This window comes from Acinetobacter johnsonii (assembly GCF_048551975.1).
Taxonomy (GTDB): domain Bacteria; phylum Pseudomonadota; class Gammaproteobacteria; order Pseudomonadales; family Moraxellaceae; genus Acinetobacter; species Acinetobacter johnsonii_A.
In genome coordinates this window covers 40,973-66,559 of record NZ_JBIMCF010000001.1, presented here as the reverse complement: position 1 = coordinate 66,559, position 25,587 = coordinate 40,973, and the positions used below count along the sequence as shown (strand labels likewise).

Sequence of the window (25,587 nt, the reverse complement as noted above, 5' to 3'; positions counted from 1 at the left end):
TAAAACTGAGGTGGCTCGATCTGTGCCCAAGCCAAAGCTTTAGTCGAACTCAGTCTGGAAAATAAATCGGCTTTGACATTTTAGTTTCAAAGTCCACAGGCACCGAAATATGCTGATGGGCAACCAACCACTCACCTGCCGTTTTTTGAAAACATAGCGTAGTTCTGCACCAAGGAATCTCTGGAGTTGCAACGCCACTGGCATGATCCAATTTAGAATAACAATGTAAAAAAGCTAAACCGTCACGACTAAAAATATTGATATTACGCCTAAACACTTTGATTTCCCCCTGAAAAAATGGGGCATATCGTCTCCACAATTCTTGATAGGCTTGCACACCTTGCAGCTCAAACCCAATATCAAACAAGCTGACATCACTCTGACAAAGACGAATGATATTTTGTACATCCATTTTACAAATGGCATCATCCCATTGTTTGAGTTTGAAGATAATTTCATGCCCTGCATGCTCATCTCCAACTAATCGAAAATCCACATCGCACTCTCACACTACAAATCAAACTGCATAAAAAAACGCGTGCGCCATCCATAGCAAACACGCGGTTTTCTTCAATTCTTAAAACAAGCAAAATATGTAATCTGATCTTATGTCGTCAAATCCTTAATCGTGGTGCTTGAACCATTGTTTTTAACCGACTCAATGCCTTTATCTCGGGATTGCTCACTGGCATAAAACTGACTGGTACCAATAATCTGATGATTGGCAGCCTTTAAGTTAAAATAAGGTTTGCCATTTTTAGCTTCTAAGCGTTCATAACGCGTATCATCGGGGCTATTTTTTTGCACCGACTCAATTCCATTATGTGCTGACGCTTTTGCTTTATACAGTTCACTGGTCAAAATGACCTCGCCATTTCCCGCTTTTAAAACAAAGCGATATTGGCCATCATTTGCCTGACTTACTTCGTACCATCCTGACATAAGCTCACCTATTGTTATTTTAAAGTGATTGTAGATCCACCAAAACCGAATAAAAAATCATCTAATTTCATAAAATATAAATGACTTCTTTTATAAAAAAAAGTGCATTTATGACCAGCCCAATTTTTATTTTTTTAAAATAACAGCGCTATATGAATAACGCATGACAGTAACAAACCGTTTAAATAACACGCGATACCGGTCCAATAAACGGTTTGAAACTCTTCATAATTTTATGCTTTTAATACCAACTTGCTATAACTGCTTTTTGGCATTTCAATAATTTCTACACAAATTTGTACCGTTAAATTCTGAGTAGCGGTAAAGTTTTGCTGCAATGTTTGGAGTAATTGGCTCGAAATGGCACACTTGGTAGCTTCATCTCGTCCGCTTAATAAAGACACTTTGGCATGTAAATAAGCCTGTGCATCGCCATCTACCCCAATCACAAAATCGGACTGCCGAATAGCACGACTTTTGATTTCATTGCCCGATTGTACAAACTGACCGTCTAGCAAAGCTTGGTTTAACGCCAATAACATCGGCTTAACTTCAAGGGAGTCGATATTGTCTGAATATTCAAGGTGGATATGTGGCATAGCATATTCTTCAACAGGTTTTTATCTTTATAGCATGCTGTGCTGGTGTTTCAACGCTTAATATCTTTTCAAAATGGCTAAAAAACAAAAACGGAGTCCAATTGACTCCGTTTTGATCTCGAGCTGCAAACTCAGCGGATTAGGCTTTTTTCACATACTCAGATTTCAGTTTCATCGCACCAACACCGTCAATTTTACAGTCAATGTCATGGCCATCTGCGGCATCTGGCAATAAACGAATATTTTTCACTTTGGTTCCGACTTTCACCACCAATGACGAACCTTTAATTTTTAAATCTTTAATCACCGTTACCGTGTCACCGTCAGCAAGTAAGTTGCCGTTGGCATCTTTGATTGCTACCACTTCTTCTGTTGCTTCTCCCTCTTTCCATTCGTTTGAACATTCAGGGCAGATCAGCAAGTCACCATCTTCATAGGTATATTCGGACTGGCATTTTGGGCAGTTGGGTAAAGACATAAAAACCTCAAAAATAAAAAAATAAGCAATTCACATTGCTCAAAACGCCAATATAACATTTTTCAGACGAAAGCGATGCGAATCACCTATTTATTTTAAGGCTTTAGCCTTATCATGGGATGAATAAAATAAAGCCTAGGAAAATATAAATTTTCCCTGTAATAGCATCAGCTCAACACTTACTTTTGTTCCAAACACTGCTTCAAAATCACCACATGGTTATGCTGTTCTTCTTTGGCTGCGGTGAGTAAAGTGATCTGCTCACGCACTGCCAGTTGACGCAAATTATTCAACTCGGCGGGATGTGCTTCGAGTTCTTTCATATAACGGACTTTAAACTCATCCCAGTATGCCACCATGTCTTGGTGATACCATTTCCGTAGTTCATTGGAGGGTGTGAGAATTTTTGGCCATTCATCTATTTTGGCCTCAAGTTTTGAGACCCCTCGTGGCCACAACCGATCAACCAAAATCCGTTTGCCATCCTCTGCTTCGACAGGTGCATAAATCCGCTTCATGCGTATTGGCATGCAAAACTCCTTTTAAATCTATGGTGCAACTTATTCTATTGTTCAACGATGACAATGCACTATTCATCGGGAATGTCTGGATTCACTAAAAAAGCCAAGAGTTACAACGACTCTTGCCAACCCAGATAACAGCCATCGACAGGAATCACATCGGGTAAACCAGACTGCGTAATATGAACCTCTGTACCGACAGATACTTCTTTAAATTCAACACGCACTTCAATTTTACCTGCTAGTTCAGGCACATCGAACTCATCGGTATAGCGTAATAAGCTGTTTTCAACGATTTCATGATAAGTGCCATGAAATGAATGCTGCATGCCTGTACTAAAGTTGGTAAAGAACATGCGATATTGACCACCTTCACGCAGATCGAACTGATCTACATGTGCGGTAAAGCCATGTGGTGCCATCCATTTCACTAATGCATCTGCGGTGGTAAAAGCACGATAGACGCGCTCGACGGGCGCACTAAATACGCGGTGTAATTGGACGCTATTTGACATGATTTTTCTCGTTCTTTTCAAATATTCAGATTTAGTTTAAAACGCTCAAACCCACATACTGTATTTTTTTTGTGCATGTTTTTTAAACATGCAAAACATGACGTGCTGGCTTTTTACCCACCAATAAAAAAAGCATGTTTTTCAACATGCTTTAAATTTGACCATTTTCTTAGGCCTGACCTTGCTCATAGTCCTCATCATCTTCGTCGTCATAGACATAGGCCATACAGCCCCAGCCGTCATATTCACCACCAAACTGTTCTGCAATTTTAGTAAACCATTGTTCTAGGTCGACAATATCTGAATACTCAGGTTCCATATACACGTAAATGGTAATAATCCACTCAGATACGTCACTTTCTTCATCGACAAACAAAGTGATTTTTTGCTCTTCTTGTAATAAATACAGCGCACACTTTTCTGCTTGTGACTGCTCTTGAAAGGCAATCGAATATTCTATTTCATGCGGTTCAGATAGGTCGTCACCATCCTCAGCCATTTGCCAAAGTACATTTCCGTTATCATCATCTGGATATAATTCATAATCACGTGTCATGCGTATGTCCTTGTTATCTTTTTAGCCAATATATCGTTGGCAAGTGACAAAATAGTGACTTCAACATAGCATATTTTGCTCATTTTTATAGCAGTTACATCTGATTTTTCGAAGGTTGTTTAGACTTTATTTCACGTAGACTTTGCCGTGTTAATGTAAAACCCGATCTTCAACTAAAATGTCCGCTTGAAACTGTAAATCACTGCTTTTTAAGTTTTCTAATAAGGCTGCAAATTTAAGTTCTTCTAAGCGTAAAGCCAGATAACTGTCTTGTATCTGAGTATGACCAAAGGCCGCACCATAGTGATTGATGAGGGTAAAGTCATCCTGCAAAGATTGAATCAAAAGGCCAAGATTGTCTTTGCTCACACGTTGTAAATAAAAGTCTGCTTTCGTATTAAATAACTGTGAAACCAAGACCATCATCGATAATCGCCGATTCTCATCCATAAAGGCGCAGTTCACAACGTCGTTTTGCTCAACCGCACGAATCACCTGTTGCCGAACTTTCAGTAAATGACAGGCCGCATCTGTTTTCCCATAGCCTTTGATGAGTTCATCTAATAACTGCTCCGAAGGCAGTTGATAACTCTGGCTGTAGGTTTCAATCTTATGATGTAAGGCCTTTGATATTTCAGCCAGATGTTGTCGTTCTTCAGCCATGTGAAAAAAAGCACCCAGTTTTTCTCTGGCGCGCAGCATGCTCATTTCTTTGGCTTTACGCTCATACTCTGTTAAGAAGTGATGTACTTTTTCGATGCGCTGCCGACATTGTTTGAGCATCTGTTCAGCATCAAATTTGACTGTTTCAGCAAACAATTCCACTTGGTTATGACGTTCAATGACATAGTGCTCAACATCAATAATTTCTTGGTAAGGACTCAAAGTTTCGTTACGTTGTCTGAGTGTTCCAAGCTCAATTCTTAAACTGGTCAGCCGGTGTTGTAATTCACTTTGCTGCTGTTCATAAACTTCTAAACTGTTTCGACTGCGCTCTAAATTGATTTCTAAGAATTCAATCTTCTTTTTTTGGGCAAGGCTGTGTATTTTTTGCCCGCATATAACAGCACACAGCAGGACAAGAATGACCGCAAATACATAAAGCATGGCCTATCTCCTTACTGGAAAGTCATTTTTCTTTTAAAGACTCCGCTGTAAGAACACATCAAATTCGAACAGTAAGCCTTGGAACAGACAAACCTATTTTCATTCAATTTCAATCAATCGTGATCATGGCCCAAAAGCCAAACTCAAATGTTAATTTCAACAAAGATAAGCGCACTGGATAAAAGGATACTTACACAACTTACGCTAACGTTTTTTTAAACGACCCGATATCCCAAATTTTAAGTATTTCTCAAAATATAGTTAAAATGTGACATAGTTAAAATGGCACACTTCCATGAATCGCAACCGCTTTTCCACTTAAAGGCTGCTGAAAGGCGAGAAAACTGGCATGTAAAGCCATACGTTTTAATGGACTCTGTGTCGGCTCAGGGTGATACAACTTATCCCCTGTAATTGGATGCCCAATATATTGCATATGCACACGGAGCTGATGTGAACGCCCCGTAATTGGAATCAATAAAACTCGCGTAATATCAGTCTCAATGTCATAGGTAAGTGCTTGATAAAGTGTTTTTGCAGGCTTACCCAGTTCAAAGTGCACAATCTGCCGTGGTCGATTTTCCCAGTCGGTAATCAGTGGTACTTCAACACTGCCTTCGGCATCCAACTGACCTTGAACTAAAGCAATATAGTGTTTGTCCACCGTGCGGGCTTGGAACATTTTGCTGACGGCGACTTCGGCATCGCGGTGCTTGGCAAACATTAAAATCCCCGAGGTCGCCATATCTAAACGATGGGTAATTTTGGCATGTGGAAACTGTGCTAAAACACGTAAATAAGCACTGTCTTGGTGTTCTGGTAAACGTCCCGGCACCGACAACAAGCCCGCAGGCTTTTCAATCACCACCAAATCATCGTCTTCATAAACGATCACCAAGTCTTCTTGGGGCGGTGTATAAATAAAGTTGTCATTTAGAGCCATAGGAATAACAGCATACAAAAGCGAGCGCGAAAAATAGCAAGCTGTGTTTCTGCTGTCAATCATTCACTAAATATGGAAAATAGCCTTAATCCTAGGCGTCCATCACCCTATATAAAGCCAACTTTTTAGCAGGGCTGATTAGATTGAAAGCTTAAAATAAAATGATGTAAGTGAAACTACAACAGCAGGATTTTTCGGTTTTATCGGGAAATATTAAAATTTATTTTTTTTGATTTATCTTTTATTCGAGTTCAAATTTTTTAGGGTGTCTGGGAAAACATGTTGTTTACTTCAACTATCATAACTTTGTAAGTAATGATCTTATAGCCTATAAACTTTTGATTTATAGCGTCCTAAGCCGAATCAAGACCTTTTGGGTAAGTACTACTCACGCTTTTTGCGCCACTGGTAGCATGCTACTCTTTTCGATCCCGTCACACCCTTGAGATATAATTTAACAATCCAAGGGCGGGATTGTTTCCCGAAGATAAAGTCTTTTTGGCTATTTTTGGAAAAAAATCTTGGCTTTCAGGTTATCTAAAAAATATTTTCCCAAATGCAGCGTATTTATGATTTTTTTCTCACATAAAATCACTTTTCTCAGGATTTTATTTCTTTATTGCATCACAGATGAGAAAATCAAGTTCCTGCGCAGACCTGCATCAGCTGAATGAGATTCCCGCAAGTATCATCAAAGACTGCAACTTTGACTTTTCCGGCCCGCATCGGTTCACTGGTAAAGCGCACCCATAAGTTTTTGAGTCGCTCATATTCCGCATCGAGGTCATCCACTTGAAGAAGTATAGGGAATCAGGTCTGCTTTAATTGCAGCTTTAAACGGCTGCGCCGCAGGATGTGCATCAGGCTTCAGTAGCAGCTCAACACCCTCTGGACTCTCGGTTGAAACCAAAGTCAGCCAACGATAATCCCCCACAGGTACATCATGTTTGACTTTAAAAACGAGTTTTTCTGTATAAAACTGACAAGCTTTTTCTTGGCTATCGACCATGATGCTGGTGACATATATTTTCATTGTTGTTCCATATTTTTATCAGACTTTTAATGGTTATAGCAGAACTCTAAGCGTTCCAATGTTATCAAATCGCAATTTTTTTAAAGCTGATTTCGCAAACCAAAGCGCCAATTTGTTTTGGCACAGTTAGAGCAAATATTTGAATAAATTCGGGGCAATATAGATGCTTAAAATGGAAGAAAATATTTAAATGGACGTTTGTTTTTATCCTGTTGTTTTTATCCTGTCGTTTTTATTATGTTGTTTCTAGGGATCAGGAGATAACTTCAACGATTAAAACTGGGTAAGTTCTAAACTTTTGCCTATAAATGGATAATCTATAGCGTCCTAAGCCGAATCGAGACCTTGTGGGTAAGTACGACGCTGATCTGATAGATAACGAGTCGCAAACTACTCTTTTCGATTCCTGTGCCCTTAAACGCTATATTAAGCAAATTGGTGCGGGATGAATTTCCTAAGATCGGCTAATTTCAAGCAATGATGAAAAATATTTCCACAAATAAAACCAGATTTGATAAAAATATTCATCATGACACTTTAATTATCTATTTCATCGCATAAAAATGAACTTCTATCATTTTTTCACCATCATTCCAGAACGCTTAAGTCCTCATATAGCCTTGCAACCATGTTGCAATAAACCACCATAAACTGATCGCGGACATACCACAGAGTAAATTGGCAAGCACCTTTTGCATATTGCTGAGCTGAGACAGATAGATTTTTCGGTTAATCACATAAGCAACCACAGCTAAGGCTCCACCGATTGCACCACCAATCATCACTAAAAACAAAGGCCAGCCTGCCATCAAATGGGCAGCCGTACTCAGCTTAGGTTTCTCTTCAACACTCAAGGCCAGTTCTTTACTTTCCATCTCTCTCCCCTATACATGATCAAGCAGTCATGTGACTGATGCCTCAGACTCACGTCACTCATAAAAGTGCATTTTTGAAATATAAGTGAGCAAAAACTAAGCCAAGACTACTCAAAACTCAGAGCGTCGATGTCCTGAATTTTGCTCATATACATCGGAGCAACATTCACTTTGCTCCATGTTTCTTTAAATTTAGGGTCGCTATCAATGTCTTTATTGAGATTTTCTCTGACCAGCTTCTTTGCGGTGAGAAAATTGACACTGGTTTCGCTGTTCACATAAGGGCCGAAATTATCAGAGCTGTCATAGCCAATCAGACGCATATCACTCCCCTCTAAACGGAACTGATAGGCCCAATATCCATAACGACCATGGGCATAATTTAGTTTTAACAGGCCTTTTTCGATAGAGGGCACCAACTCAGGTGCAAAGTACACACCGCCATCTTCATTTTCTGAAGAAAACAGTGACAGGTTCTGAACCACTTTTTGGTACTGCCCTTTTGCATTCAACAGCACAATCACACCACGGCGGTTGCAATCTAGTTTTCCTCGGTATTCATCGGTGACCCACTGTTTCGGATCTGTACCTTTGACGATTAAAACCACATCTTTCAAGCCATCTTTGTTTAAGTCCCCTTGCACGACCTCAAACACCGTATATTTTGGGGGAAGGTAAACTTTGTATTGGCTGGTGGCTTTTTGACGCTGAATATCCGCTGCGCTTAAGTTTTCAGCATACAAATTGGCGGAGATACCCAACATTGCAGCGAAAATTAGAGAAGTGAGAATGAACTGTTTTTTCATAGTTTTGTTAATTTTTTAAATAAAGTAGTTAAGCGAGCACAATAATAAATGCTTCATTTTTGGCATCTGTGCTGAAGCTTAGCATTTAACAGAAGCCTATTTATAGGATGCTCTAGAATTAAAACAGATGACTGTATCCATGTCATATTTTGATTGCTGCCGTTGAAAAATTTCGGCTAAAGTGACGAAAGACCATCCAAATACGTTTCATCATGAAAACCAAAACTGCCCTATTGATGCTGTGTCTTGCGCTTTCCCTCAGTGCATGCAAAGTGTTAAAAACACATATCGTTAAAGTCACCAGCTCAACCGAAGCACAGCCAAATGAAGTGTTATTAAAAACCACCAAAGGCTATATGTACTTATCGACACAGAACATGACGGAAAAACAAAAGCACATCCTAAAAAACCTGCGCCCTTTTCAGTGCTTAGAAATTAAAACACCTGAACAGTTTGCCATGCAAAACAGAGTGGTTCGATTTTCTGACTTTAAAATTCGCGCTTTAGTCGAAGCTGACCGAGAGTGTCGAAAAATTAAGGTCACGACCCGAATTGAAATTCATTAATGTTGTAATGCTTAAAAGTTGAACATCCATATCCAACAATGAAAAGCTCTGCATGAATTGCAGAGCTTTTTTGCTTTTCGCTATTTGAAACAACACTTGTCACAGCCTTCGACTTTTTCTCTAGGCCAGTTCATTCTTGCCCGTTTATAAGCCAGCTCATAATTGGCAAAATAACCAATCAGAATTTGATCCTGCGAGCTGGGTAAATCTGCACAACCTAAGGATGCATTATGAATATGATGGATGCCTTTTTCACTAGACTGTTCATTTACAATAAATTTTATCATTTAAAGTCCCCGAATAATTTTTATAAAGTTCAACTACAAATAAAACCATAAAAAAAGTATGTATTTATAAAATTAAACGGATCCCGTATAAAAATCAATCATTATTTTAAAAGTGAAACTGATCTCTAAGCCATATCAAGTTAAAAGGATTGATCTCCACTAACCAAAAAATTAGCCACTCTATTTTTAAAACTTAGAGACCTAGCAATGCCATAATAAAACTGGCGAGACTATAAGGGTGTGCTGATACCTTGTTGTTTTTTGCGTTTAAACCAACGTACAGCCCAGATCGCAAAAATAATGCCCACAATCACCACCAAGACTGGAACCAGTAGTGACAGTACGGACAGTAAAACGGCACCTACCCACTCTACTGTAGACACCAGTGGGTTGGTGACCCCGCCTGTCGTCGCGGTTGAAACCCCTCGAACAGCAACGGTACTCATTTGCACGGCGCCTGCTGTTCCCCCACCCACAATAATTGCCGCAGCCCAACTGGCAAACTGCGACATTTCCCCGCTGCTGACTGCCATAGTGGTGAGTGTTCCTGCGACCATTGCGGTTGGTGTTGCAATGGTGTCTAAAGCGTTATCGACCCATGGTTGTAATAAGCTGCGATTTCACAGACGGTTGCAATGGCTAAGGCGATGCATACCGATGGCATACTTAACCATTCAAAACCTTGCATGGGTTCGAACCACCTCAGAATAGATGCAAGGCTCATGACTAAGAATGGGACAAAGACACGAAAGCCACAGGCCGCACTTAAGCCAATACCGATACAAAGTCCTAATATGGTTTCCATGTTGTACCTCATTGCCTTTGGTTTTCTATGGCTAAAATAGCAAAAAGCCCCATCGGGTGATAGGGCTTTAGATTAAAACAGGATCTGCTGTTTTATGTCGTGTAGCTTAGGCAACCTTGTTGTTATATTGGGTGCCATGGCATTTGATACACGGTGGTAGACGGTCTGTACCAATTTCTAAGTAAACGCGATGCCCGCATTGGACACAAAAATAGAAGCCTGTTCCTGGTTTATCACCTGCAGTTACCATCTTTGTTCTCCGTGTGGTTTAGAAATGGTCAATCCAGTATATCTATTCTGTGATGATTGTCTACTGTCCATTTTGACAGATGATGAGGGCAGTTGGGCAAAGGATGATTTTATATAATTATAGAAATGCTATTGCTTTATCTTGTTTCGTCATAAAATTTTGAATTTCTATCTTATTCTGTTCCAAAATTTCATCCCAATTCTTCTTCCAAATTGAATAAGCTTCCCATGAGTAACCTAACAGTAGCTCCTCACTCATAGTATTAAAAGAATGGGAAATGATTTCCATAAACTTATCTTTGTTATGAAATTTGGATATATCAATGCATGTTAGGAAGTAAGTTAACCAATTTGCTAATCCTGTATATTGGCTCCAAGCTCCATCCTCCCCCGTTAACTGTTTCTTCTTTTCAAATACATCTAAAAATTTTTCTTGAGATTCTGTTGAACTAAAATTAAATCCAGATGAAATCATAGCATTGAAAATCTCAAAGAATGAATCTGATGACCTTAGGTAATCTTTTTTGTAAAACCGCGTTAAACCATCTTTCATGACACGAGTAATAGCATCTTTTGAACTTTCTTTACATTCCTCTGCTTTAGGAATATGTAAATTTAGAATTTCAAAGAATTTATCAATTTCAACCCCATCTAAAACACGCATGTTATAAGTGTTTTTATAAAAATCTTTAATATGCCTATCAATCTTACGACGTGTTACTAGAATAACATTTGGTGATGACATGGTAGTTTGAGCAAACTCTTTATAATTATTGAAAATTGATTTTAAATTATTATCGTTCAAAGCATAACCAAGAATTACTATAGTATTCTCAAAAAGTAACGTACTTAATTTTTGTGAAAAATAGCTCTCTGAACTCATAAACCTAAAGTAATTATTAGATGTAACAATCATATTAGTTGGTGAGTCAATTGAACCATGAACATGATAAACTTTAACTTTAGAACTTAAGCGCGGTATTAGCATCCCTGGCGAAATTGCCTGACATTCTCCTTCTTCACATAACTTTAAGATTAATTTATCATAGTTAGTTGTTACTACTCTAAAAGAATGTTCTTTAAAAAATTTCTCTATATTTTTATAGTTCCCGTCCAATTCCAACTTTTCAATAATTTTTTTTATTTCTTCATAAATATTAAGATCTTTGTCTTTTAATTTTCTTGAAATAATTTCTGCTAATTCATCTAATGGTAATATAGGCTTATACACTTCAATATTATGCTCTGTATTACATTCTGAGCAATAACCAATAGAAGTGCTAGTAAATAGCTTATTTACAAGATTACCTGATGGATCACAGATTCCACATAACTGTTTAAGTAAATCTTCCCAAGTTGGTGCTTTTTGGTGTGTTATAGCCTTTGTAAATCCTGCGCCTGTAATTAAGCATAAACGATTATTAACAGCAGCATAGGCAATATCAAAATAATGACTCATTTTCTTCTCAAATAAAAACCCCACTCGAAAGTAGGGTATTTTTCAACTAACATCAATAACTTTAGCTTACATTATCAAGCCACATTCCCTTCCAAGAAATCTTGCGCAAAGCGTTGCAATACACCACCCGCTTCATATACAGACACTTCTTCTTCGGTATCTAGGCGACAAGTGACAGGCACTTCAATCGTTTGGTTTTTACCATCATCCGTTGAACGCTCAATCACCAAAGTCAAAGTTGAACGCGGCGCAATATTACCTATTACGCTATACAACTCCGTACCATCCAAACCTAAAGTTTTACGGTTTACACCTGCTTTAAACTCAAGAGGCAATACGCCCATACCCACCAAGTTGGTACGGTGGATACGCTCAAAACCTTCAGCGACAATTGCTTCCACGCCCGCAAGACGCACACCTTTTGCAGCCCAGTCACGGCTTGAACCCTGACCATAATCTGCACCCGCAATAATAATTAACGGCTGCTTGCGGTTCATATAGGTTTCAATCGCTTCCCACATACGCATTACTTCGCCTTCTGGCTCAACACGCGCTTTAGAACCTTGCTTAATTGTGCCGTCTGAACGTACCACCATTTCATTATACAATTTCGGATTCGCCAAAGTTGCACGTTGTGCAGTCAGGTGATCACCGCGGTGCGTTGCATAAGAGTTGAAATCTTCTTCTGGCAAACCCATTTTTGCCAAATACTCCCCTGCTGCCGAATCTAAAACAATCGCATTCGATGGAGATAAATGGTCTGTGGTGATGTTATCGCCCAAAATTGCCAACGGACGCATATTGGCCAATGTACGTGGAGCCGCCAATGCACCTTCCCAGTATGGCGGACGGCGGATATAAGTACTTTGTGGACGCCAGTCGTAGAGTGGACTTTCAGATTTTTTCGACTCGCCCAAGTCGAACATTGGAATATACACTTGGCGGAATTGTTCAGGTTTAACTGATTCTTTCACCAAAGCATCAATTTCTTCATCTGACGGCCAAATATCTTTTAAGTAAATTGGATTACCCTTTTGATCTGTACCTAAAACATCTTTTTCGATGTCAAAACGAATAGTGCCCGCAATCGCGTAAGCCACAACCAACGGTGGAGATGCCAAGAAAGCTTGTTTTGCGTACGGATGGATACGACCATCAAAGTTACGGTTACCCGACAGGACCGCAGTCGCATACAAGTCACGGTCAATAATTTCTTGTTGAATCGCTGGGTCTAATGCGCCAGACATACCGTTACAGGTGGTACATGCATAAGCCACAATACCAAAACCGAGTTTTTCCAAGTCTTTTAGTACGCCTGCTTCTTCTAAGTACAATGCTGCTGCTTTAGAACCTGGTGCAAATGACGACTTCACCCAAGGTTTACGCACCAAGCCTAACTCATTGGCTTTACGTGCCAACAAACCTGCTGCCACTGTATTACGTGGGTTTGAAGTATTGGTGCACGAAGTAATTGCGGCGATGATGATAGCGCCATCTGGCATCAAGCCATCAGTACGGTTTTCTACCACACCCGCAATACCTTTTTCTTTCAGGTCAGATGTTGATACACGCGCATGCGGATTCGATGGACCTGCAATGTTACGAGTTACCGTTGAAAGGTCAAAACGTAATACACGTGGATATTCTGCCTGAGTCATTTCAGATGCCCAAAGACCAATTTCTTTGGCATAAGTTTCAACCAGTTTGACCTGTTCTGCTTCACGACCTGTTAAGGTTAAATAGTCGATGGTGTTTTGATCGATATAGAACATGGCAGCAGTTGCACCATATTCAGGTGTCATGTTGGAAATCGTGGCACGATCACCCACCGACATGCTATCTGCTCCTTCACCAAAAAATTCTAAATAAGCACCAACCACACGTTCTTTACGCAAGAACTCAGTTAAAGCCAACACGATGTCAGTTGCTGTAATACCCGCCTGACGCTCACCAACCAACTCAACACCAATAATATCTGGCAGACGCATCCAAGAAGCACGACCCAACATCACGTTTTCAGCCTCAAGACCGCCTACACCCACAGAAATGACACCCAAAGCATCGGTATGTGGTGTATGTGAGTCTGTACCGACACAAGTATCTGGGAATGCAATGCCTTCACGGTTTTGAATCACTGGGGACATTTTTTCCAGATTGATCTGGTGCATGATGCCGTTGCCCGCAGGAATCACATCAACATTTTCAAATGCAGTTTTCGTCCATTCAATAAAGTGGAAACGGTCTTCATTACGACGATCTTCCACTTCACGGTTTTTACGGAAAGCATCTGGGTCAAAACCACCATATTCCACAGCTAAAGAGTGATCGACAATTAACTGGGTAGGTACGACAGGATTCACTTTGGAAGGATCACCACCCTGATCGGCAATCGCATCACGCAAGCCTGCCAAATCCACCAATGCAGTTTGACCTAAAATGTCGTGACACACTACACGCGCTGGATACCACGGAAAATCATGCTCTTGTTTACGCTCAATCAATTGTTTTAAAGATTGTTCTAAAATTGCAGGATCACAACGGCGCACCAACTGTTCTGCAAGTACTTTTGATGTATAAGGAAGTTTGGCATAAGCGCCTGGCTGAATCTGTTCAATGGCTTCTCGCACATCAAAGTATTCTAGCTGGGTGCCTTGCAGTGGTTTGCGGTGATTATTGTTCATAGCGTTCCTGCCTTTGGTGTTTCATTTTTCTTCACTGTCTTTCTTTACTAGACAATTCATCTTTGTCTGCTAGGCATACTACACTGTCGAAAACCCATTTCCCAAATCTTTTATATTTCATTAACTTAGATATAAAAACAGGGGTTTTTTAAACATTTGGTTACATTAACTTTTAAATATTTACTCTAAATATGATTTTTTCTGAAAAATAGCGGAAAATAGCTCTCATTCTTTAGTATTAGATTTTAAGGTAGGCGAGCAATTCATGAGCGATCTAGCTTTCTCCTCTTTCACTTTAATTGGTGTAGATGCACTCAAATTTTTACAAGGCCAAGTGACGGTCAACGTTGAAGCTTTGGCTGAAAATACAACGCAATACACCGCCATTTGTGACTTGAAAGGCCGTATCCACTTTGGTTTGTGGCTGACAAAACGTAATCCTGAGCACTTTGAAATTGTCACCACTCAAGACCAGTCGGAAGAGTTTGCTAAGCACATTAAAAAGTTTGGCGCTTTCTCTAAAATGAAACTTGAACCTGTGGGTTCAGTTTTCCCAACCTTTACGCAAGACCGTACCACCTTTTCTGCTGAGCCTACCGATATTGCTGCATGGCAAGTGCAAGCCATTACTCATGGTGAGGCATTTATTGACCAAAGCATTGAGCATATGTTTCAACCTCAAGAACTTCGCTTACACCAGCGTGGAGGGGTACACTATGACAAAGGCTGTTATTTGGGACAGGAAGTGATTGCACGTTTATGGTTTAAAGCTAAACCTAAAGCATGGTTACATTTAATTCAGGGTACAGGCAGTGCACCTGCGCAAGCTGAACAGTTGAATAAAGGTATTCAAGTGCTGAACAGCGCTGCGATTGATGGCGGTTATATCGCGTTGGTGGTGGCACGTCCTGAGTCTTTGACCGAACTGGATGTGACGGTTTTAGACTTACCAGAACGCTTAAACGGTGATGTGGCTCGCCCACAATAAGTCTATAAATTTTAGAATGTTGTGATAAATTAGCCTCTAAAACTTATTCTTAGTTTTAGAGGCTTTTTTTAACTTAGAGCGATGAGGGATCTTTCTTCCTCACATAATAAATCACACCATCCTTATCATCGGAACAATAATAAGTCCTATTATCTTTTAGCCTGACCACTGCAAGTATCTTTGCAGTGGGTAAAGACATTCACACTCGTTCTTCAGGTATAAACAAAATATAAAAAAATTATTGCTTTAGAACTCTATAGCAAGCATCAGTACTTGGGTAAAAGGCTCATCCAAGGACTTAAACTATTTAACAGCACTATTGAACAGTTCACTCATTTTTAATGAATATGAAATATCAAAAATCATGAAACAGCTTATTCATGTCTTTGCAGAGATAGTCTTTAAATGAAAAGTCTCGTGCATGTTTAGCATCAAATTTTGCGGTCACACCGTCTTTTTCAAAAATATATACACGGTCATCTTTGCTCACTAAAAACTCACTACCTAATTTCATCAATAAGGCATCAATTTTTTCGCCATCTGGAATCGACTCATCGGCCAAAACTTTTAAATAATTTCGCTTAATTGACTTAATAAACATGCTGAACTCACTATTCAATTTCAGCGCTATTTAAACAGAATCTAAGCCAGAATCCTAATAAAACCCGAAGCTCATCAGCTACAAATACCAATAACACGTTTCAGACTTTTCCACTGCACAGCACGCGGTTTGTATTGGAAAAAGATATACCGATCAACACAATCAACGGAAATTTGTAAGACCAAGACACAATTCAGATATTTACATTCACACAATTCAACTTATGATGTGAAATGACTCAAAAAAATACACATAGATGGACTTATGTGTAAGAAAAAGGTTTATAAAACATGAAGAAAATCGTACTTACAAGCTTAATTGCACTCTCTAGCCAGCTTGCACTTGCAGCCTCCACTCAAGATACCATCAACCCCGAATTTGCCAAGATTGAAGAAATGGTTAAAGCCAACAATATGGCGGGGGCATATCAAGCGTTAGAAAAACTGGCAAAGTCTGGCAACCCACAAGCCATGTACAACTTGGCTTATTTGACTCAGACTGGCCAAGGCACAGCGAAGAATGAGAAGAAAGCCATTCATCTCTATCAAGATGCTGCAAACAAAGGCTATCCTGTTGCGCATTATGTGCTTGCGAAAAACTATGTCACTGGTACTTTAGGCTTGCCTCAAGACATTAACAAAGCCAAACAACACTTTGAAGCCGCATCTAAACTAGGCTTTGATGATGCAACCGTTGAATATGCCATACTGTTATTTTCTGAAAATAAACCAGAGTCTGAAAAGTTGGCCCTTAAGAAACTTGAGCCTTTGGTGAAAAAAGGCAACTATCAAGCCATTCATGCAAAAGCCCTGTACGACATCAGCACAGGCTTTAAAAACAAACAAGAAACACCCATTCAAAAAGGCCTCAACAGCATTCAAGACTTAGCCAAAAAAGGCTATATTCCTGCCCTAATGGCCGTAGGCAATATGTTTGCTAATGGCAATATCATTCCGCAGAACTTGCCTGAAGCGAAGAAAATTTTCACCGCTTTAGCTAAAGAAAATGTACCGCAAGCCAAAGAATCTTTGGCGATGGTTGATAAAATGATTGCCGATCAAGCCAAAGCCGCTGCTGCAACAGCTGCGGTCAAAAAATAAATCTCTTCTTCCAAAAAATACTCTCAAGCGAGAGTATTTTTTTACCACCAAAGACCAATCAAGACACTGACCACCACAAAACTCAATAGCGTGCTGATCATCAATGGGGTGAGTGCTTTTTCATTTAAGCCATACACTTGCCCAAAAATTCCAAATAGAGACGGCATTGGTAAAGCCGCAATCAAGGTCCCTGCATAAATCATCTTTGGCTCCAATTCAGTCAAATAGGTCAGCCCTAAATAAACCAAGAATGGCATACAAAAATTTTTAGACGCCACCAGATAAACGGTTTGTAAGTTAAACGATTGAATGGTTAGCCCTACCATTCCCCCACCAATAATAAAGAGCGCTAAAGGTGCAGCAGTCTGACCTAGCATCGCAAATACTTGGTCGATTAAATGTGGAATTTGAACTTCGAAAATCGCGCAGCTCATGCCAATCATTACCGATAAGAACAACGGATTTTTGAGTAGCGTGAGAAATGTAGTTTTTAAAATGGAGGCTAAATTGGCTTGCCTTTGTCGCCCTATTTCTGCCAGAGTGAGCATCAGCGGTACAAGAAATACACTTTCAATGATCACCACCAATGAAATGTAAATCATCGCTTCGCTTCCCATCAGAAGTGTCAAAATTGCTGCTCCCAATAACCCCGTATTCGACATGGATGCACCCAGTGAAAAGACTGCAGCATGGGTAAAGTGATTTTTAAACAGCTTTTGACCTAAAATAAAAGCCGTAATAAATAAGCCAAAGGTCACAGCGGCATAAACATAAAAATATGACGGATACCAAATTTCATGCAAGTCTTTTGAAGCTAAGGCATGCAACAATAAAGCAGGTAATGCAATTTTGATGACAAAAGCACTGATCGCAATCATTTGCTCTTTAGCGAGCAACTGGATTTTGACAGAGGCAAAACCAAGGAAGAGCAGGAAAAATACTGGAAAAATTACCGAAAAAATCATTCAAGCTGTTCCTTTTCCAGATGATGTAAGTAAAGACCTATCCTAGGATACACCTTTACTCAATTGAAATATTTTAAAAGATCAATGGGCGAATATATGATTAAAACGCAGAAAACAAATCTTTGATCCCATGTGGCTGACACCGTAAATACTGCGGTGCGATAGAGACTTTCCCACCCAGTTCTGCAGCGGCATGCCACGGCCATCGTGGGTCATACAACATGGCACGCGCCAGACCAATTGCATCTGCTTCTTTCGCTTCTAAAATATGTTCAGCCTGCTTAGCTTCTGTAATCAAGCCCACCGCAATGACTGGAATTTTCACCGCTTGTTTCACTGCATGGGCAAAAGGCACTTGATAATTGGGCTTAATCTGAATGTCTTGTTCCACATGCAAGCCACCACTTGAAACATGAATATAAGCCGCACCGAGTTGCTCTAACGCTTTTGATAGCCCAACCGTTGAATCAATATCCCAACTTTCTGTTGCAGTCGACTCCATCCAGTCGGTTGCAGATAAACGTATACCTACGGGATAATTTTCAGGAACAGCTTGTTTAATGGCTTGGAATACTTCTAAGGTAAATCGAATGCGGTTTTCAAAACTTCCGCCATATTCATCAGTCCGTCGGTTCGACAGCGGTGACATGAACTGATGCAACAAATAGCCATGGGCTGCATGTAGTTCGATCAGCTCAAAACCTGCATCTACTGCCCGTACTGCTGCACTGGCAAAGTCATCAATGATGTCTTGCATCTCCGTCACACTTAAAGCATGTGGTGCATGCTCTTCGGGCTTAAAGGGGACATCACTGGCAGACACCGTTTGCCAACCATGCGGTTCATTCGGTTTGATCTGACCTTTTTCCGACCAAGGAAGATCGGTCGATGCTTTACGCCCCGCATGTGCCAGTTGAATGGCAAAAGGCATTGGTGAAAGTGTTTTGACTTTTTGAAGCAAGGCCTTCATTTGTGCACGTTGCAAATCATTCCACAGCCCTAAATCCGCAAAACTGATTCGTCCTACAGCTTGTACGGCTGTCGCTTCAACAATACACAAGCCCGCACCTGACAAAGCATAATTGGCCCATTGTTGCTCATGCCAATAGCTCAGCTCACCCGCATCATTAGCTGAGTATTGGCACATCGGTGCAATCACGATTTTATTTGTTAAGTTTAGATCCCCAAATTGAATGGGTTGAAATAATAATGGCATCATAGCTCTCCCTGTACTCATTATGATCTATAACAAATAAAGTGCCTTGCATTCAACGCTAAAAGTGCAAATCTGTTGTCAAACCTTTGCACTTTTATGGCTATCCATTTAGAAAATAATGCGGCTTCCGAGCCCCAAGACCAGTGCATTATCCACCACATGGCTTGAACCTGAGTTGACCACATACTGAATGTTGGGACGTAACATTAACCACGGCGTAGCGTTATAGCTATAGTTCAGTTCAATATTGTATTCCGCGCTCGCATCATACTGTGCTTTACCCGCAGTGAATCGATCATTTAGGTGTACTCGATTCACACCCAAACCTAGAATATCCGTCGGATGCTGTTCAAATACCCCAATATATTTCAGCCCCACTTGTTGTGAGTTATCTACTTTATTAGTAATGCGGTCATGCCATGTAAAGTTGGCAAAACTATGCAAACCTTGGCGCCCTGCACCCGTTGAAATCAGTTGCTGTTCGATGGCAATCCATCCTGCAAATGTCCGGTCTTCGCCAACCACACCTTTGCCATAAGCCACATCATATTGGTTATTTGGATCATCTGCGGTGTTATAGATCCCACCGACACGATAGCTCCCCGCCAAACCATTGAACAGTGCTTTTGGTGTCCAAATCACTTCTACTGGAATAGTCACACCGTCGGCATGTTCTGTGTCTAGGCTCCAACCTTGTCCCTCGGCTTTGCCATTGCCATTATCTGGATTAAATTCGTACACCCCAATTTGCGTTGCCACTTCAGGAGTCACTTGATATTTAATGCGCCCCCCCCATTGTGAAACCGGCGTATTCATCCAGATATTGCCCTGCCATTTCCCCATTTGTGCGGCACAAAAGGCATTACTGACAAAATCACAGGCCATCACATCAAAATCAGAACCTAAACCCAGTCGCCCAACTTTGACACTGAGCCCTTGTTCTTTAAAACGCTTTTCAATCGAAAGCTCTGACAAACGGCTATCTTGGTTTCCACGGCCATAGGTGGCTTGCACATTGGCTAATTGTGGTGCAGAAGGATCTTGTAAATCGCGAATTGAGGTACTTTGTCCTTGACGCGCAGTCGCAACAAAACGAACGGTGACCCCTTCCCAGCCGGCTAACTTTTCTAAATCAAATTGTGTTCCTAGCCAAAACTGCGAAGCAGTACTTGGGCTTGCACCTGCATTGCGACCGCCATCCGCCAAATAGTTGGTATCTATTAGAGCATTGGCTTCAAACTTAATGCCTTTTTGTGCCAATTCAGTTCGTTTTCCCTGCCAGTCACCAAACAAATACTGACCATGTGCATCCAACATCTGCTCCGCATGACACACTGTCGCCCAGGCACACATTGCTGTTGCAAATAAAGAGAAAGAAAACTGTCGCATAAAACCTAAGCCCCAAACTAAAATGAAGAACAATCCATTTCATTTAAATGAAAAATTTAATGAAAAGTACATAATTTTTAAACAAAGATCTCAGCAAAATTTTTATCATTAAGTCAAAAAAAAGTTATCAATATCGCCCACAGCAATAAATAGAAGATTTGATTTGGGGTATTCATGGCAGTTTTCACTCAATTCAAGAGTGTAATTTGAGAATGATGATTCCTAATCACTACACACAATCCCGCACTTTAGCTTTGTACAAATGTACTAAAGGCAAGCCTCTCGTTGAAATCACTTGCAATCTCGCGTGTAGACCGCAATATTAGCCTCAAGTTTTATCATCTCATGTTGCCATGCCAGAATTACCAGAAGTTGAAACCACCAAAGCCAGTTTAGTGCCGTTATTAGATCAACAGGTGCTTAGTGTTGAAGTTCGCCAGTCGAGCCTGCGCTGGCCAATTCCCGCAGATCTCAGCAAACTGGTGGGACAGCGTTTAGTTCAACTCAAACGCCGCTCTAAATACATTCTAGCCGTTTTTGAACAAGACACGATGCTTTGGCATTTGGGCATGTCAGGGAGTTTCCGTATTTGTGAGGTGGGTGAAACCCTGCGTAAACACGATCATTTGATTATTCGTTTTGAAGATGTTGAGCTACGCTACCATGACCCACGCCGCTTCGGCTGTATTTTATGGTTGGATGAATATTCGCAAACCAAGTTAATCGATCCCCTTGGGCCTGAACCACTGAGTGCTGATTTTAACGCTGAATATTTAAGTCAAAAGTTGAAAAACAAACAGGTCGGCATAAAAGTTGCAATCATGGATAATCATGTGGTGGTTGGTGTCGGAAATATCTATGCCACAGAGAGTTTGTTTAATTTGGGCATACACCCTGCGCAAGTGGCGTCTAGTTTAACGCACAACCAAATTGAAAAATTGGTGGTCGAAATTAAACGTATCTTACAGCAGGCCATAGACTTAGGTGGGTCTACCCTTCGGGACTATTCCAATGCGATGGGTGAAAATGGCTACTTTCAACAAACCTTATTGGCTTATGGCCGAGCAGGTGAAATGTGTGTGAACTGCGAAACCACGCTTGAAAACATCAAACTGGGACAGCGTGCTTCTGTATTTTGTCCCGAATGCCAACCGCTGAAAAAAGTGCAACCTAAGCCCAAAGCCACAGCTCGAGGAAAAATCAAATGAAAACTGCTATTGTTCGTCATATTTTGGTCAAAGACAAAGACCTTGCTGAACAACTGAAAAAGAAAATCCACGATGGTGCCGATTTCGCCAAAATTGCCAAGCAATATTCCACCTGTAACTCAGCTAAGCGCGGTGGTGAACTGGGTGAAGTCAAAAAAGGCCAATTGGTGCCTGTAATTGATAAATTGGTTTTTAGTGCAGCTGAAAAGGTACTACATGGCCCCATCAAGAGCCAATTTGGTTTTCATTTATTAGAAATTAAATTTCGTATGGATGGCTTAAGATGATTAAACAAGATGGTATTAAGCTTACAAAAATTGAATATCGAACACTCAATTCAAAAGCACAAGAAACATATAATTTCCATAAAATGGCAGCGATACTAGCAGATTATGGCTACAACTGTCTTTGGCTTAATGACGACTGGAATGGCGCAGATTGTATTGCTGTTCATATTGATGGTATTTCAGATTTTAAAATTCAGCTAAAGGGCAGTATTTCCTTTGCACGAAAATATTGGGCAAAGAATATCTATATTGCCTTTTTTGAACAAGGTGATTTATATATTTACCCTCATGACTATATATTAGTACAAGTAGAAAATAATATTGCAGATAAGACATGGTTGGAAAAAGGGACATATTTCCAAACTAAAATTACCAAAAAATTTAGAGAAATTCTTGAGCCTTATAAAGTTCCTAAAGTAAACTAGTTCATCGTTGCTTTGGTTTCATCTCATAAGTCCACGCATCAACAAGTTCACCAGAGGCTAACACTCCCTGCACCTTTACCCGTTGGTACTGTATCCCTTCAAATTCATCCAACGCATCCCAATGTTCGGTTAATTTTTCACTGCTAAAAAAATATCCTTCAACTGCTACTGCTTGCGGATCTAAAACAATGGCGAATAAGCCTTTGTCAGGTCCCGAATCCAAAATATGCACCACGCCATGCACATAGCCTTTTTGCCATGTTCCACCTATACGCTCTAAAAGATAGGCATTTTCATGATTTGGACGGAGCGTCCCATAGACAAATAATTGGTTCATATGGCATCATCACAGCTATTCAATCAGCGCGCATCATAAAACCAAAACTGTACAAAAACCAGTCTTCGGATAAGTCTCAGACATAAAAAAACGGCACTTGATGTGCCGTTTTATTTTAACGGTTCAATTACTGACGTTTTTTCAATTCATCACGAATTTCACGTAGCAACGCGATATCTTCTGGCGTTGCTGCTGGTTCTGGCGCTACTTCTTCTTGTTTACGGCGCATACGATTAATCATTTTCACCATTAAGAACACCACCCATGCCAAAATGATGAAGTTAATTAAAATCGTAAGGAAGTTACCATAGGTCAGGACATTTACACCTGCTTTGGTTAACTCATCTAAAGACTGTAAATTGTTTGGGTTATCGCCCAAAACAAAGAACTTTTGTGTGAAATCCACACCACCGCCAGTGATCACAGTAATCAATGGCATGATGATATCTTTCACTAATGAGTCAACAATTTTACCAAATGCCCCACCAATAATCACACCGACAGCCAAGTCGATCATGTTGCCTTTTACCGCAAATTCGCGGAACTCTTGAATAATACTCATTTAAATCTCCAGTTTTTTTTGACTTTAATTTATGTGACGAAGTATACATTTAATTTTATAGCTTCATTTCCACGTAATTTACTCGGAAATCATCTGCTTTTATATATTGGTTTGCTAATTTTAAACAAAAAAAAATGCCATCAATAAATTGATGGCATTTTTAAATTTTGCTGCCCCGCATGAGGACAACATCATTTTTAAAACTTATTTACCAGAACGGTTACGTTTACGTTCGTTTTCAGTCAAGTAACGCTTACGGATACGGATTGACTTAGGTGTTACTTCAACTAATTCATCATCTTCAATGAATTCAAGCGCTTGTTCAAGCGTATATTCAACAGCAGGAACAAGAGTCAACGCATCATCAGTACCAGAAGCACGTACGTTTGTTAACTGTTTTGCTTTAGTTGGGTTAACTGTCATGTCATCTGAACGAGAGTTAATACCAATGATCATACCTTCGTAAACTTCTAACTGAGGTTTAGCAAATAGACGACCACGGTCCTGCAATGTGAACAATGCATAGCCAAGGCAAGTACCTTGAACCATAGAAATCAACACACCGTTTTGACGTTTCGCAACAGTACCTTGTTTCATTGGACCGTAATGCGAGAAGCTTGAAGTCATGATTCCTGTACCAGAAGTCATGGTCAAGAATTCTGAACGGAAACCAATTAAGCCACGTGAAGGAACAGTTGCTTCAATACGGATACGGCCTTTACCGTCAACTTCCATATTCGTCATTTCGCCTTTACGGTGACCCATTTGTTCCATTACAGAACCTTGGTGCTGTTCTTCAACGTCAAATGTTACGTTTTCATATGGCTCTTGCTTTTCGCCATCAACTTCTTTCAAGATTACTTGTGGACGAGATACGCCCATCTCGAAGCCTTCACGACGCATGTTTTCAATAAGAACTGAAAGGTGGAGTTCACCACGACCTGATACTTTAAAGCTATCAGGACTATCAGTATCTTCAACACGAAGTGCAACGTTATGAATTAATTCGCGGTCAAGACGTTCACGAATATTACGTGAAGTAACAAATTTACCTTCTTTACCAGCAAACGGAGAGTTGTTTACTTGGAAAGTCATCGTTACTGTAGGTTCATCTACAGACAATGCTGGTAAAGCTTCAACATTTTTCGGATCACAAATGGTGTCAGAAATATGAAGTTCATCAATACCTGTGATACACACGATATCGCCTGCTTGAGCAGATTCAACATCAACACGTTCTAAACCATGGTAACCCATGATTTTTAAGATACGACCATTACGTGTCTTACCGTCTTTATCAATCACAGTTACTGGTGTGTTTAATTTTACAGAACCACGTTGAATACGACCAACACCGATAACACCTACGAAGCTGTTATAGTCAAGTGATGAAATCTGCATTTGAAATGGACCATCAACATCAACTGCTGGTGGTTCAACAATGTCTACGATGGTTTGGAACAATGGCGTCATATCTTCAGCAAGTTCTTCTGGAGATGGACCAGCAACACCACGAAGACCTGAAGCGTAAACAACTGGGAAGTCTAACTGTTCGTCAGAACCACCAAGGTTATCAAATAAATCAAAAACTTGGTCAATTACCCAATCTGGACGCGCGCTTGGCTTGTCGACTTTGTTAATAATTACGATTGGCTTCAAACCACGTGCGAACGCTTTTTGCGTTACGAAACGAGTTTGTGGCATTGGACCTTCTTGAGAGTCAACAAGAAGAAGTACACAGTCAACCATCGACATCACACGTTCAACTTCACCACCGAAGTCCGCGTGTCCTGGGGTGTCAACGATGTTAATACGGTATTCTGTATTGGTACGTGCATCTAACCATTTGATTGCAGTATTTTTTGCAAGAATGGTAATACCACGCTCACTTTCAATCGCGCCTGAATCCATGACACGCTCAATCTCGCCTGCACGATCGCCAAGTGCACCTGATTGCTGTAAAAGTTTGTCTACTAGAGTGGTTTTACCGTGGTCAACGTGCGCAATGATGGCAATGTTGCGGAGAGTTTTGATATCTGACATGTAAATTCGATACGCCTAAAGTTTGAGGGCAAATTATACAGAAA

Annotated in this window: 28 protein-coding genes and 2 pseudogenes; 6 read left to right on the top strand and 24 right to left on the bottom strand. The window is 40.3% G+C overall.

Going from position 1 to position 25,587, the window contains the following annotated elements; translation table 11 throughout:
- Nucleotides 1-49: 49 nt before the first annotated feature.
- The 12 genes and pseudogenes from ACG9ZB_RS00345 to ACG9ZB_RS00290 form a co-directional block, all read right to left on the bottom strand.
- Entirely contained in the window at nt 50-496 is a 447-nt protein-coding gene (locus ACG9ZB_RS00345; RefSeq protein ID WP_039889976.1) for a YybH family protein, read from the bottom strand.
- Between the two features lie 110 nt (nt 497-606).
- Nucleotides 607-942 carry a YegP family protein gene (locus ACG9ZB_RS00340; RefSeq protein WP_004695228.1) on the bottom strand — a complete coding sequence of 112 codons (336 nt, stop codon included), beginning with the start codon at nt 940-942 and terminating at the stop codon, nt 607-609.
- A 233-nt stretch (nt 943-1,175) separates the two neighbouring features.
- The gene (locus ACG9ZB_RS00335; RefSeq protein ID WP_419323397.1) at nt 1,176-1,541 is read right to left on the bottom strand and encodes a 5-carboxymethyl-2-hydroxymuconate Delta-isomerase; all 366 of its coding nucleotides are present in this window, start codon (nt 1,539-1,541) and stop codon (nt 1,176-1,178) included.
- Nucleotides 1,542-1,680: 139 nt separating this feature from the next.
- Complete coding sequence (locus tag ACG9ZB_RS00330; protein WP_419323395.1) at nt 1,681-2,019, bottom strand: zinc ribbon domain-containing protein YjdM; 339 nt, start codon at nt 2,017-2,019, stop codon at nt 1,681-1,683.
- 179 nt (nt 2,020-2,198) lie between these two features.
- Nucleotides 2,199-2,549 (bottom strand): DUF488 domain-containing protein, encoded by a 351-nt coding sequence (locus ACG9ZB_RS00325; protein WP_419323393.1) that lies wholly within the window; start codon nt 2,547-2,549, stop codon nt 2,199-2,201.
- 101 nt (nt 2,550-2,650) lie between these two features.
- Nucleotides 2,651-3,055: an SRPBCC family protein gene (locus tag ACG9ZB_RS00320; RefSeq protein WP_279043394.1), complete on the bottom strand. Its 405-nt coding sequence runs from the start codon at nt 3,053-3,055 to the stop codon at nt 2,651-2,653.
- Nucleotides 3,056-3,224: 169 nt separating this feature from the next.
- Nucleotides 3,225-3,611, bottom strand: coding sequence for a ribonuclease E inhibitor RraB (locus tag ACG9ZB_RS00315; RefSeq protein ID WP_004695219.1), 387 nt, complete (start codon nt 3,609-3,611; stop codon nt 3,225-3,227).
- A 150-nt stretch (nt 3,612-3,761) separates the two neighbouring features.
- Nucleotides 3,762-4,718 carry a DUF4041 domain-containing protein gene (locus ACG9ZB_RS00310; RefSeq protein WP_419323391.1) on the bottom strand — a complete coding sequence of 319 codons (957 nt, stop codon included), beginning with the start codon at nt 4,716-4,718 and terminating at the stop codon, nt 3,762-3,764.
- Nucleotides 4,719-4,995: 277 nt separating this feature from the next.
- The gene (locus ACG9ZB_RS00305) at nt 4,996-5,661 is read right to left on the bottom strand and encodes an RluA family pseudouridine synthase (RefSeq protein WP_419323389.1); all 666 of its coding nucleotides are present in this window, start codon (nt 5,659-5,661) and stop codon (nt 4,996-4,998) included.
- A gap of 639 nt (nt 5,662-6,300) precedes the next feature.
- Nucleotides 6,301-6,694, bottom strand: a pseudogene (locus ACG9ZB_RS00300) (VOC family protein).
- Between the two features lie 602 nt (nt 6,695-7,296).
- Nucleotides 7,297-7,569, bottom strand: coding sequence for a hypothetical protein (locus ACG9ZB_RS00295; protein WP_004983070.1), 273 nt, complete (start codon nt 7,567-7,569; stop codon nt 7,297-7,299).
- A 107-nt stretch (nt 7,570-7,676) separates the two neighbouring features.
- Nucleotides 7,677-8,375 carry a hypothetical protein gene (locus ACG9ZB_RS00290; RefSeq protein ID WP_419323387.1) on the bottom strand — a complete coding sequence of 233 codons (699 nt, stop codon included), beginning with the start codon at nt 8,373-8,375 and terminating at the stop codon, nt 7,677-7,679.
- Between the two features lie 212 nt (nt 8,376-8,587).
- Here ACG9ZB_RS00290 and ACG9ZB_RS00285 point away from each other — a divergent pair, with 212 nt between their 5' ends.
- Nucleotides 8,588-8,941, top strand: coding sequence for a hypothetical protein (locus tag ACG9ZB_RS00285; RefSeq protein ID WP_419323385.1), 354 nt, complete (start codon nt 8,588-8,590; stop codon nt 8,939-8,941).
- An 80-nt stretch (nt 8,942-9,021) separates the two neighbouring features.
- Here the strand turns inward: ACG9ZB_RS00285 and ACG9ZB_RS00280 are convergent, their stop codons facing one another.
- From ACG9ZB_RS00280 to acnD, 5 genes and pseudogenes are all read right to left on the bottom strand, one after another.
- Nucleotides 9,022-9,228 (bottom strand): hypothetical protein, encoded by a 207-nt coding sequence (locus tag ACG9ZB_RS00280; RefSeq protein WP_419323383.1) that lies wholly within the window; start codon nt 9,226-9,228, stop codon nt 9,022-9,024.
- Nucleotides 9,229-9,458: 230 nt separating this feature from the next.
- A pseudogene (locus tag ACG9ZB_RS00275) lies at nt 9,459-10,033 on the bottom strand (DUF4126 domain-containing protein).
- Between the two features lie 106 nt (nt 10,034-10,139).
- A complete protein-coding gene (locus tag ACG9ZB_RS00270; RefSeq protein WP_419323381.1) occupies nt 10,140-10,283 on the bottom strand; it encodes a zinc ribbon-containing protein in 144 nt (47 codons plus the stop codon).
- A gap of 117 nt (nt 10,284-10,400) precedes the next feature.
- Nucleotides 10,401-11,741, bottom strand: a complete 1,341-nt coding sequence (locus ACG9ZB_RS00265; RefSeq protein WP_419323379.1) for an SIR2 family NAD-dependent protein deacylase — start codon at nt 11,739-11,741, stop codon at nt 10,401-10,403.
- Between the two features lie 74 nt (nt 11,742-11,815).
- Nucleotides 11,816-14,422: a Fe/S-dependent 2-methylisocitrate dehydratase AcnD gene (acnD, locus tag ACG9ZB_RS00260; protein ID WP_419323377.1), complete on the bottom strand. Its 2,607-nt coding sequence runs from the start codon at nt 14,420-14,422 to the stop codon at nt 11,816-11,818.
- Between the two features lie 265 nt (nt 14,423-14,687).
- On the opposite strand from acnD, the gene ACG9ZB_RS00255 reads away from it, so the two are divergent.
- A complete protein-coding gene (locus ACG9ZB_RS00255) occupies nt 14,688-15,410 on the top strand; it encodes a YgfZ/GcvT domain-containing protein (RefSeq protein ID WP_419323375.1) in 723 nt (240 codons plus the stop codon).
- Nucleotides 15,411-15,765: 355 nt separating this feature from the next.
- On the opposite strand, the gene ACG9ZB_RS00250 is transcribed toward ACG9ZB_RS00255, so the two are convergent.
- Complete coding sequence (locus ACG9ZB_RS00250; protein WP_419323373.1) at nt 15,766-16,011, bottom strand: hypothetical protein; 246 nt, start codon at nt 16,009-16,011, stop codon at nt 15,766-15,768.
- Between the two features lie 290 nt (nt 16,012-16,301).
- Here ACG9ZB_RS00250 and ACG9ZB_RS00245 point away from each other — a divergent pair, with 290 nt between their 5' ends.
- Nucleotides 16,302-17,111: a tetratricopeptide repeat protein gene (locus tag ACG9ZB_RS00245; RefSeq protein WP_419323371.1), complete on the top strand. Its 810-nt coding sequence runs from the start codon at nt 16,302-16,304 to the stop codon at nt 17,109-17,111.
- A gap of 41 nt (nt 17,112-17,152) precedes the next feature.
- On the opposite strand, the gene ACG9ZB_RS00240 is transcribed toward ACG9ZB_RS00245, so the two are convergent.
- The 3 genes from ACG9ZB_RS00240 to ACG9ZB_RS00230 all read right to left on the bottom strand — a co-directional run bounded on the left by ACG9ZB_RS00240 (nt 17,153) and on the right by ACG9ZB_RS00230 (nt 20,681).
- Nucleotides 17,153-18,076 (bottom strand): AEC family transporter, encoded by a 924-nt coding sequence (locus ACG9ZB_RS00240; RefSeq protein WP_419323369.1) that lies wholly within the window; start codon nt 18,074-18,076, stop codon nt 17,153-17,155.
- Nucleotides 18,077-18,176: 100 nt separating this feature from the next.
- A complete protein-coding gene (locus tag ACG9ZB_RS00235; protein ID WP_419323367.1) occupies nt 18,177-19,292 on the bottom strand; it encodes an NADH:flavin oxidoreductase/NADH oxidase in 1,116 nt (371 codons plus the stop codon).
- A 108-nt stretch (nt 19,293-19,400) separates the two neighbouring features.
- Entirely contained in the window at nt 19,401-20,681 is a 1,281-nt protein-coding gene (locus ACG9ZB_RS00230; RefSeq protein WP_419323365.1) for a carbohydrate porin, read from the bottom strand.
- Nucleotides 20,682-21,034: 353 nt separating this feature from the next.
- On the opposite strand from ACG9ZB_RS00230, the gene mutM reads away from it, so the two are divergent.
- The 3 genes from mutM to ACG9ZB_RS00215 are packed head-to-tail and all read left to right on the top strand — an operon-like array spanning nt 21,035 to nt 22,601.
- Entirely contained in the window at nt 21,035-21,889 is an 855-nt protein-coding gene (gene mutM / locus ACG9ZB_RS00225; RefSeq protein ID WP_419323363.1) for a bifunctional DNA-formamidopyrimidine glycosylase/DNA-(apurinic or apyrimidinic site) lyase, read from the top strand.
- Entirely contained in the window at nt 21,886-22,176 is a 291-nt protein-coding gene (locus ACG9ZB_RS00220) for a peptidylprolyl isomerase (protein WP_062034147.1), read from the top strand. The genes mutM and ACG9ZB_RS00220 overlap by 4 nt, the downstream gene beginning before the upstream one ends.
- Entirely contained in the window at nt 22,173-22,601 is a 429-nt protein-coding gene (locus ACG9ZB_RS00215) for a hypothetical protein (protein ID WP_419323361.1), read from the top strand. Before ACG9ZB_RS00220 ends, ACG9ZB_RS00215 begins: the two co-directional genes overlap by 4 nt.
- Nucleotide 22,602: 1 nt before the next feature.
- On the opposite strand, the gene ACG9ZB_RS00210 is transcribed toward ACG9ZB_RS00215, so the two are convergent.
- From ACG9ZB_RS00210 to typA, 3 genes are all read right to left on the bottom strand, one after another.
- A complete protein-coding gene (locus ACG9ZB_RS00210; RefSeq protein WP_419323359.1) occupies nt 22,603-22,938 on the bottom strand; it encodes a gamma-glutamylcyclotransferase family protein in 336 nt (111 codons plus the stop codon).
- Nucleotides 22,939-23,065: 127 nt separating this feature from the next.
- Nucleotides 23,066-23,500: a large conductance mechanosensitive channel protein MscL gene (gene mscL / locus ACG9ZB_RS00205; RefSeq protein WP_058870213.1), complete on the bottom strand. Its 435-nt coding sequence runs from the start codon at nt 23,498-23,500 to the stop codon at nt 23,066-23,068.
- Nucleotides 23,501-23,704: 204 nt separating this feature from the next.
- On the bottom strand, nt 23,705-25,543 hold the full coding sequence (typA, locus tag ACG9ZB_RS00200; RefSeq protein ID WP_010327435.1) for a translational GTPase TypA: 1,839 nt from the start codon (nt 25,541-25,543) through the stop codon (nt 23,705-23,707).
- Between the last annotated feature and the right edge of the window lie 44 nt (nt 25,544-25,587).

What these genes read in the sequence shown, in the direction of transcription:
- acnD (WP_419323377.1), bottom strand. Translation starts at nt 14,422, where the DNA reads ATGAACAATAATCACCGCAAACCACTGCAAGGCACCCAGCTAGAATAC.
- ACG9ZB_RS00255 (WP_419323375.1), top strand. Translation starts at nt 14,688, where the DNA reads ATGAGCGATCTAGCTTTCTCCTCTTTCACTTTAATTGGTGTAGATGCA.
- mutM (WP_419323363.1), top strand. Translation starts at nt 21,035, where the DNA reads ATGCCAGAATTACCAGAAGTTGAAACCACCAAAGCCAGTTTAGTGCCG.
- ACG9ZB_RS00285 (WP_419323385.1), top strand. Translation starts at nt 8,588, where the DNA reads ATGAAAACCAAAACTGCCCTATTGATGCTGTGTCTTGCGCTTTCCCTC.
- ACG9ZB_RS00210 (WP_419323359.1), bottom strand. Translation starts at nt 22,938, where the DNA reads ATGAACCAATTATTTGTCTATGGGACGCTCCGTCCAAATCATGAAAAT.
- ACG9ZB_RS00330 (WP_419323395.1), bottom strand. Translation starts at nt 2,019, where the DNA reads ATGTCTTTACCCAACTGCCCAAAATGCCAGTCCGAATATACCTATGAA.
- ACG9ZB_RS00315 (WP_004695219.1), bottom strand. Translation starts at nt 3,611, where the DNA reads ATGACACGTGATTATGAATTATATCCAGATGATGATAACGGAAATGTA.
- ACG9ZB_RS00290 (WP_419323387.1), bottom strand. Translation starts at nt 8,375, where the DNA reads ATGAAAAAACAGTTCATTCTCACTTCTCTAATTTTCGCTGCAATGTTG.
- ACG9ZB_RS00325 (WP_419323393.1), bottom strand. Translation starts at nt 2,549, where the DNA reads ATGCCAATACGCATGAAGCGGATTTATGCACCTGTCGAAGCAGAGGAT.
- ACG9ZB_RS00220 (WP_062034147.1), top strand. Translation starts at nt 21,886, where the DNA reads ATGAAAACTGCTATTGTTCGTCATATTTTGGTCAAAGACAAAGACCTT.
- ACG9ZB_RS00295 (WP_004983070.1), bottom strand. Translation starts at nt 7,569, where the DNA reads ATGGAAAGTAAAGAACTGGCCTTGAGTGTTGAAGAGAAACCTAAGCTG.
- ACG9ZB_RS00215 (WP_419323361.1), top strand. Translation starts at nt 22,173, where the DNA reads ATGATTAAACAAGATGGTATTAAGCTTACAAAAATTGAATATCGAACA.
- ACG9ZB_RS00270 (WP_419323381.1), bottom strand. Translation starts at nt 10,283, where the DNA reads ATGGTAACTGCAGGTGATAAACCAGGAACAGGCTTCTATTTTTGTGTC.
- typA (WP_010327435.1), bottom strand. Translation starts at nt 25,543, where the DNA reads ATGTCAGATATCAAAACTCTCCGCAACATTGCCATCATTGCGCACGTT.
- ACG9ZB_RS00305 (WP_419323389.1), bottom strand. Translation starts at nt 5,661, where the DNA reads ATGGCTCTAAATGACAACTTTATTTATACACCGCCCCAAGAAGACTTG.
- ACG9ZB_RS00230 (WP_419323365.1), bottom strand. Translation starts at nt 20,681, where the DNA reads ATGCGACAGTTTTCTTTCTCTTTATTTGCAACAGCAATGTGTGCCTGG.
- ACG9ZB_RS00250 (WP_419323373.1), bottom strand. Translation starts at nt 16,011, where the DNA reads ATGTTTATTAAGTCAATTAAGCGAAATTATTTAAAAGTTTTGGCCGAT.
- ACG9ZB_RS00310 (WP_419323391.1), bottom strand. Translation starts at nt 4,718, where the DNA reads ATGCTTTATGTATTTGCGGTCATTCTTGTCCTGCTGTGTGCTGTTATA.
- ACG9ZB_RS00280 (WP_419323383.1), bottom strand. Translation starts at nt 9,228, where the DNA reads ATGATAAAATTTATTGTAAATGAACAGTCTAGTGAAAAAGGCATCCAT.
- ACG9ZB_RS00235 (WP_419323367.1), bottom strand. Translation starts at nt 19,292, where the DNA reads ATGCCATTATTATTTCAACCCATTCAATTTGGGGATCTAAACTTAACA.
- ACG9ZB_RS00240 (WP_419323369.1), bottom strand. Translation starts at nt 18,076, where the DNA reads ATGATTTTTTCGGTAATTTTTCCAGTATTTTTCCTGCTCTTCCTTGGT.
- ACG9ZB_RS00245 (WP_419323371.1), top strand. Translation starts at nt 16,302, where the DNA reads ATGAAGAAAATCGTACTTACAAGCTTAATTGCACTCTCTAGCCAGCTT.
- ACG9ZB_RS00320 (WP_279043394.1), bottom strand. Translation starts at nt 3,055, where the DNA reads ATGTCAAATAGCGTCCAATTACACCGCGTATTTAGTGCGCCCGTCGAG.
- ACG9ZB_RS00335 (WP_419323397.1), bottom strand. Translation starts at nt 1,541, where the DNA reads ATGCCACATATCCACCTTGAATATTCAGACAATATCGACTCCCTTGAA.
- ACG9ZB_RS00340 (WP_004695228.1), bottom strand. Translation starts at nt 942, where the DNA reads ATGTCAGGATGGTACGAAGTAAGTCAGGCAAATGATGGCCAATATCGC.
- ACG9ZB_RS00265 (WP_419323379.1), bottom strand. Translation starts at nt 11,741, where the DNA reads ATGAGTCATTATTTTGATATTGCCTATGCTGCTGTTAATAATCGTTTA.
- mscL (WP_058870213.1), bottom strand. Translation starts at nt 23,500, where the DNA reads ATGAGTATTATTCAAGAGTTCCGCGAATTTGCGGTAAAAGGCAACATG.